At 63.6% G+C, this 4,919-nt stretch carries 4 protein-coding genes; 2 read left to right on the top strand and 2 right to left on the bottom strand.

Going from position 1 to position 4,919, the window contains the following annotated elements; translation table 11 throughout:
- Positions 1-372 (bottom strand): RNA methyltransferase (locus EN914_RS24160; protein WP_281034669.1); only part of this gene is annotated, 372 nt, incomplete at its 3' end.
- A 216-nt stretch (positions 373-588) separates the two neighbouring features.
- Between EN914_RS24160 and EN914_RS24155 the strand changes: the two genes are divergently transcribed.
- Positions 589-1,800 carry an NADP-dependent isocitrate dehydrogenase gene (locus EN914_RS24155; RefSeq protein ID WP_013532148.1) on the top strand — a complete coding sequence of 404 codons (1,212 nt, stop codon included), beginning with the start codon at positions 589-591 and terminating at the stop codon, positions 1,798-1,800.
- A gap of 12 nt (positions 1,801-1,812) precedes the next feature.
- The gene (locus EN914_RS24150; protein ID WP_024504566.1) at positions 1,813-2,439 is read left to right on the top strand and encodes a glutathione S-transferase family protein; all 627 of its coding nucleotides are present in this window, start codon (positions 1,813-1,815) and stop codon (positions 2,437-2,439) included.
- Positions 2,440-2,491: 52 nt separating this feature from the next.
- On the opposite strand, the gene alaS is transcribed toward EN914_RS24150, so the two are convergent.
- A partial coding sequence (gene alaS / locus EN914_RS24145) for an alanine--tRNA ligase (protein ID WP_127389313.1) occupies positions 2,492-4,919 on the bottom strand: 2,428 nt, incomplete at its 5' end.

Raw genomic sequence — 4,919 nt, 5'->3', positions numbered from 1 at the left:
CAGGATGCCGGTGCGCTGGCCCATTGCGTGACGGGTCCGAAGCATCCTGCCCGCCTCCACCGGCCCGCGCACGGATTTGAAGCCGTCGCGCTGCCTGGCCGTGGTGGCGAAGACGAAGTTCAGGTCGGCGAGCGCCGAGGCCAGATCGTCAAAGACGGTGACGGCGTCGATGACATGATCGGCGCGGCTCGCCGCCGCACGTGCCTTCTCGCTCGGCCAACCGTCACGCGGATTGACGAGGCGCAGCTCCGACAGACCGAAATTGGCCATGGCGCGCGCGACCATGCCGATGTTCTCGCCAAGCTGAGGCTCGACGAGGATGATCGCCGGGCCGGCGACTGCAATGCTATCAGGATCTTTGGTGACGGGCATGATTGTCAATGAACTGCTGTTTGCGGCATTTCAGCGTCCCCTGCCATATTCGGCCGGGAAAATGAAGCATTCGCAAATGACGACGGCTCTGGCCTCCAATTCGTGACCGATCGCCGTTTGCGTGGCCAAAAGCGCTTTGATATACGGGCGACATCTCCCGGCCCAACGCCACGCGGGCAAGGCCGTCCCACATCCCAGCAACGAGGCATTCTTTCCATGGCGAAGATCAAGGTGGCGAACCCGGTCGTCGAACTCGACGGCGACGAGATGACCCGCATCATCTGGCAGTTCATCAAGGACAAGCTGATCCACCCTTATCTCGACCTCAAGCTGGAATATTACGACCTCGGCATCGAGCATCGCGACGCCACCAACGACCAGGTGACCATCGATTCGGCCAACGCCATCAAGAAATACGGCGTCGGCGTGAAATGCGCGACGATCACGCCTGACGAGCAGCGCGTCGAGGAGTTCAAGCTGAAGAAGATGTGGAAGTCGCCGAACGGCACCATCCGCAACATCCTCGGCGGCACCATCTTCCGCGAGCCGATCATCATGAAGAACGTGCCGCGCCTGGTGCCCGGCTGGACCAAGCCGATCATCGTCGGCCGTCATGCTTTCGGCGACCAGTACCGCGCCACCGATTTCCGCTTCCCCGGCAAGGGCAAGCTGACCATCAAGTTCGTCGGCGAGGACGGCCAGGTGATCGAGCACGATGTATACGACGCGCCCGGCGCCGGTGTCGCCATGGCCATGTACAATCTCGACGAGTCCATCCGCGAGTTCGCCCGCGCCTCGCTGAACTACGGCCTGCTGCGCAACTACCCGGTCTATCTGTCGACCAAGAACACCATCCTCAAGGCCTATGACGGCCGCTTCAAGGATATCTTCCAGGAGGTCTACGAGGCTGAATTCGAGGCCGAGTTCAAGTCGAAGAAGCTGTGGTACGAGCACCGCCTGATCGACGACATGGTGGCCTCCGCCCTGAAATGGTCGGGCGGCTATGTCTGGGCCTGCAAGAACTATGATGGTGACGTGCAGTCCGACACGGTCGCGCAAGGTTTCGGCTCACTCGGCCTGATGACCTCGGTGCTGATGACGCCGGACGGCAAGACCGTGGAAGCGGAAGCCGCGCACGGCACCGTCACCCGCCACTACCGCCAGCATCAGAAGGGCGAGGAAACCTCGACCAATTCGATCGCCTCGATCTTCGCCTGGACGCGTGGCCTCACCCATCGCGCCAAGCTCGACGACAATGCCGAGTTGAAGCGCTTTGCCGAGACGCTGGAAAAAGTCTGCATCCAGACGGTCGAGTCCGGCTTCATGACCAAGGACCTGTCGCTGCTGATCGGCCCCGACCAGCCTTGGCTGTCGACCACCGGTTTCCTCGACAAGATCGACGAGAACCTGCAGAAGGCGATGGCCTGATAAGTAAGCAAGATGGGCAAGCCCATCGTCTACGGGGCGGACTATAGCGTCTATGTGCGCATCGTCCGCCTCGTGCTTGAGGAAAAAGGCATCGACTACGAGCTTGTGCCAGTCGATGTCTTTGCCGCCGACGGGATTCCCGCCTGGTATTTCGAACATCATCCGTTCGGCCGCATCCCGGCCTTCGAGCATGACGGATTCCGGCTGTTCGAGACGAGCGCGATTGCCAGATATGTTGACGAGGCGTTCGACGGGCCAGCGCTGCAAGCGACGGAGCCTCGTGGCCGCGCAACCATGAACCAGATCATCGGCATGCTCGATGCCTATGCCTACAGATCGATGGTCTGGGATGTTGCCGTCGAGCGGCTGGAGAAGGCTCAGCCGGATGAGGCGTTGATCGCCGGCGGCCTTGCTCAGGCGAGCAAAGCGCTTCGGACGCTGTCCGCGCTGAAAGCGCCGGGACCGTGGCTGCTGGGCGACCAGCTGACGCTGGCCGACCTGCATGCCGCACCGATCATCGGCTATTTCGTCAAGGTCGCCGAGGGGCAAAATCTGCTGGCCGAGTTCCCTGATATCCGGGACTGGTATGCGCGCATTGCGGCTCGGCCGAGCTTCGTGCAGACTGAAAAAATCGGCTGATAAGAGACGTCCGCTGTCCCTCCAACCGTTGCTTTAAATTCAGTCCACTCGCCTACGCCGCTTCGAGTGCCGCCCTTACCGCAGCAATCGCATCATCGGCCTTGGAAGCGTCGGGGCCGCCAGCCTGGGCCATGTCGGGCCGCCCGCCGCCGCCCTGCCCGCCGAGCGCCGCCGAGGCCACTCGGACAAGGTCGACGGCGCTGAAGCGGCCGACGAGGTCGTCGGTGACGGCGACGACGACGCTGGCCTTGTTGTCCTCACCGGAGCCGACGAAGACGACGACGCCGGAGCCGAGCGACGTCTTGCCGGCATCGGCCAGCGGCTTCAGGTCCTTCGGTGAGACACCTGAGACCGTCTTGCCGAGAAAGCCGACACCGGCCACCGTCTCATTGGCGGCTGGAGCATCGGCAGACGATCCGCCGCCCAATGCCAGCTTCTTGCGCGCTTCGGTCAGTTCCTTTTCGAGCTTCTTGCGCTCTTCGAGCAGCGTCTCGACGCGCGCCGGTACATCGGCCGGCGAAATCTTCAACACGGCTGCCGTCGCCTTCAAACGCCTGTCCTGCTCGTCGAGATGTTTGCGCGCGGCTTCGCCCGTCAATGCCTCGATGCGGCGCACGCCGGCGGCGACCGCGCTGTCCGATACGACACGCACGAGGCCGATATCGCCGGTCGCCCGGACATGGGTGCCACCGCAGAGCTCGACCGAATAGGGCCGGTTCGCCTTGGCGCCGTGCAGGCCGGTGCCCATCGACACGACGCGCACTTCGTCGCCGTACTTTTCGCCAAACAGCGCCATGGCGCCCTCGGCGATGGCATCGTCGACCGACATCAGGCGCGTGGTCACCGGGCCGTTCTGGACGACGATCTCGTTGGCCATGCGCTCGACCTCTTCGAGGTCTTCGGCCGAAATCGGCTTGTTGTGCGAGATGTCAAAGCGCAGGCGCTCGGGCGCGACCAGCGAGCCCTTCTGTGCGACATGGCTGCCCAGCACTTCGCGCAGCGCCTCATGGATCAGATGCGTCGCGGAATGGTTGGCGCGCAGCCTCGAGCGCCTTGCATGATCGACCTTCAGCTCGACAGCCGCGCCCGTCTTGACGGTGCCGCTGGCCACCTTGCCGATATGCACGAACAGCCCGTCGGCCTTCTTCTGCGTATCCGAAACCTCGATCGAGAACCCCTCGCCGGAGATGACGCCGGTGTCGCCCATCTGGCCGCCGGACTCGGCATAGAACGGCGTCTGGTTGACGACGATCGCCACCGCGTCGCCCTTGCCGGCGCCGTCGACAGCCTTGCCGTCCCGGACAAGCGCCTGGATGATGCCTTCCGCAGCTTCAGTCTCATAGCCGAGGAACTCGGTGGCGCCGGCCTTCTCGCGCACCGAGAACCAGATGGTCTCGGTGGCGGCGTCGCCGGACCCGGCCCAATGCTTGCGCGCCTCGGCCTTCTGCTGCTCCATCGCGTTGGTGAAGCCGGCAATATCGACCGAGATGCTGCGCTGGCGCAGTGCGTCCTGCGTCAGGTCGAGCGGGAAGCCATAGGTGTCGTAGAGCTTGAAGGCCGTCTCGCCATCCAGCATGTCGCCGGCATGCAGCGTTTCGGTCGCCTCGGAAAGCAGGCCGAGGCCGCGCACCAGCGTCTTGCGAAACCTGGTCTCCTCGAGCTTCAGCGTCTCGGTGATCAATTGTTCGCCGCGCAGCAGTTCCGGATAGGCCTGGCCCATTTCGCGCACCAGCGCCGGCACCAGCTTCCACATCAGCGGTTCGTTGGCACCGAGCAGCTGTGCATGGCGCATGGCGCGGCGCATGATGCGGCGCAGGACGTAGCCCCTGCCTTCGTTCGAGGGCAGCACGCCATCGGCGACCAGGAAGGAGGACGAGCGCAGATGATCGGCAATGACCCGGTAGGAGGCGACCGTCTCCTTGTCGGGACCATGCCCGATCGCGGACGAGGCCGCGTCGATCAGGTGACGGAACAGATCGGTCTCGAAGACGCTTTCCACCCCTTGCAGGATGGACGCCATGCGCTCCAGGCCCATGCCGGTGTCGATCGAGGGGCGCGGCAGGTCGATGCGCTCCTCCTTCGTCACCTGTTCATACTGCATGAACACCAGGTTCCAGAATTCCAGGAAACGGTCGCCATCCTCCTCCGGGCTGCCGGGAGGGCCGCCCCAGATGTGCTCGCCGCGGTCGATGAAGATCTCCGAGCACGGCCCGCAGGGTCCGGTGTCGCCCATCGCCCAGAAATTGTCCGAGGTCGCGATGCGAATGATGCGGTCGTCGGAAAAACCGGCGATCTTCTTCCAGAAGCCGGCCGCCTCGTCATCCGTGTGATAGACGGTGACCAGCAGCTTGTCCTTGCTCAGCCCGAATTCCCTGGTGATCAAGTTCCAGGCAAGCTCGATGGCGCGCTCCTTGAAATAGTCGCCGAAGGAGAAGTTGCCGAGCATCTCGAAGAAGGTCAGATGACGCGCGGTGTAGCCG

The sequence above is a fragment of the Mesorhizobium sp. M7A.F.Ca.CA.001.08.2.1 genome, assembly GCF_003998455.1.
Classification (GTDB): Bacteria; Pseudomonadota; Alphaproteobacteria; order Rhizobiales; family Rhizobiaceae; genus Mesorhizobium; species Mesorhizobium ciceri.
This window is presented reverse-complemented; position numbering and strand designations above follow the sequence as displayed.